The organism is Micromonospora sp. NPDC005174 (assembly GCF_040608495.1).
GTDB lineage: Bacteria > Actinomycetota > Actinomycetes > Mycobacteriales > Micromonosporaceae > Micromonospora.
Window position 1 is genome coordinate 92,664 of the sequence record NZ_JBEXIJ010000027.1, and the last position, 2,137, is coordinate 94,800.

At 72.2% G+C, this 2,137-nt stretch carries 2 protein-coding genes; both read left to right on the forward strand.

Annotation, left to right across the window (positions count from 1 at the left end; translation table 11 throughout):
* Positions 1–81: 81 nt before the first annotated feature.
* Positions 82–972: a branched-chain amino acid ABC transporter permease gene (locus ABZU91_RS25270; protein ID WP_355245133.1), complete on the forward strand. Its 891-nt coding sequence runs from the start codon at positions 82–84 to the stop codon at positions 970–972.
* Complete coding sequence (locus ABZU91_RS25275; RefSeq protein WP_355245136.1) at positions 969–2,072, forward strand: branched-chain amino acid ABC transporter permease; 1,104 nt, start codon at positions 969–971, stop codon at positions 2,070–2,072. The genes ABZU91_RS25270 and ABZU91_RS25275 overlap by 4 nt, the downstream gene beginning before the upstream one ends.
* Positions 2,073–2,137 lie beyond the last annotated feature (65 nt).

Sequence of the window (2,137 nt, forward strand, 5' to 3'; positions counted from 1 at the left end):
GCGAACGAAGGGTGGCCCGGTGAGCGCGAGGAGTGAGCCGGGTTCGCGAGCCCCGCAGTCGCGAACGAAGGGTGGCTCGGCATGAGCACGGTGATCCTGTTGGCGCTGACCGGGCTCGGCCTGGCGGCGCTGTACTTCCTGGTCGCCTCCGGTCTCTCCCTGGTGTTCGGCCTGGCCGACGTGCTCAACTTCGCGCACGGGCTGTTCCTCGGCGTGGGCGCGTACGGCACCTGGTGGGCGGCGGGCAACCTGCCGGGCGCGGGGTCGGACGGGTTCGGCTTCGTGCTCGCGGTCGCCTTCGGGGTGGCCGCCGGCACGCTGGTGGCGGTGCTTGTCGAGCTGGTGCTGATCCGTCCGCTCTACTCCCGCACGATCGAGCAGGTGCTGGTCACCGTCGGTCTGTCGCTGGCCGGGGTGGCGCTGCTCCAGGCCACCTGGGGGGCCGACGCGCGGCCGTTCCCGCGTCCGGAATGGACGCGGCAGGTGACCGGAATACTCGGCGCGCAGGTGCCCAACGGCGGCCTGCTGCTGATCATCGCGGCGGTGCTGGTGCTCGGCGCGATCCTGGCGTTCCTGCGCTGGACCCGGTACGGCCTGGTGATCCGGGCCGGGGTGGAGAACCGGGAGATGGTGACCGCGCTCGGCATCGACGTCCGCAAGGCGTTCACCCTGGTCTTCGCGATCGGCGGGGCGGCGGCCGCGCTCGCCGGGGCGCTCGGCGGGGTCTACTTCGGCACCGTCTCGCCCGGCCAGGGCGGCTCGCTGCTGATCTTCGCGTTCATCGTGGTGGTGATCGGCGGGATGGGCTCGGTGGTCGGCTCCGCGTACGCGGCGGTCGTGGTCGGGCTGGTGCAGCAGTTCGTCAACTACTACGGCACATCCGGGCTCGGCGACATCTGCGTGGTCGGGCTGCTGGCCGTGGTGCTGCTGCTACGCCCGCAGGGCATCGCCGGAAAGGTGGCAACGGCATGACGGTCATCGACGCACCTCCCGCGCAGGTGCCGGACGAGTTGACCCCGCAGCGGGGGCGGTGGCACCGGGTCCGGCCATTCCTGCCGCTCGTCGCGCTGGCCGTGCTGGCGATCCTGCCGTACTCGACGATCACCCTGCCGGGGATCTTCGAGGGGCCGGTCAACTCACCCGGCACCCTGCAGATCCTCGCCATCTGTCTGATCTTCGGTGGGCTGGCCGCCGGGTACGACCTGCTCTTCGGCCGGACCGGCATGCTCTCGTTCGGGCACGCGCTCTACTTCGCGGCCGGTGTGTACGGCACCGACGTCCTCGTCACCCGGGCCGGTCTGCCGCTGTGGCAGGCGGCGCTGCTGACCATCACCGGCGGCACCATCCTCGCCGCGCTGCTCGGCGCGGTGGCGCTGCGGACCGTGGGCATCGCGTTCGCCATGGTCACGCTCGCGTTCGCCCAGGTCGGGGCGATCCTGGTGGCCCGGGACTTCGGTGGGCTGACCGGCGGCGAGGAGGGTCTTCCGCTGGACGTGTCCGGCCTGCCCGCCGGGCTGGTCGGGGTGACCAACACGGTCAACCTGTACTGGCTGGCGCTCGCCTACCTGACCCTGGTGGTCTTCGTGGTGCACCGCGTCAGCGGTTCGCCGACCGGTCGGGTGCTCGCCGGACTGCGCGACGACGAGCGGCGGATCGGTGTGCTCGGGCTGGACCCGTACCGCTACAAGCTGGTGGCGTTCACCCTGGCCGGCGGGTTGGCGTCGGCCGGCGGGGTGGTCTACGTCCTGATCGTCGGCGGCGCGTCGCCGCACATCACGTCCTCCGAGCTGACCCTGTCGCTGCTGGTCATGGTGGTGCTCGGCGGGCCGGGCACCCGGTGGGGACCGGTGCTCGGCGGTGTCCTCTACATGTACCTGGACCACCGGCTCACCGCCTTCGGTACGAGCGACGCGGTCGACAACCTGCCGGCCGTCCTCAGTCACCCGCTGAGTCAGCCCCTGTTCGTCCTCGGCACGGTCTTCATCCTGGCTGTCTACTTCTTCCCCGGAGGCCTGACGAGCCTCGCCCCCCGCCTAACCGCCCTGACCAAAGCCCTCCGCCCCCGTCCCTGACCCCACCCCCACCCCGCCCCCCGCCCCCGCCCCCCGGCTCCCGGCTCCCACCCCCCGCCCCCCGC

Bases quoted from the DNA above. Each gene is read 5' to 3' on its own strand.
- ABZU91_RS25270 (WP_355245133.1), top strand. From the start codon at position 82: ATGAGCACGGTGATCCTGTTGGCGCTGACCGGGCTCGGCCTGGCGGCG.
- ABZU91_RS25275 (WP_355245136.1), top strand. From the start codon at position 969: ATGACGGTCATCGACGCACCTCCCGCGCAGGTGCCGGACGAGTTGACC.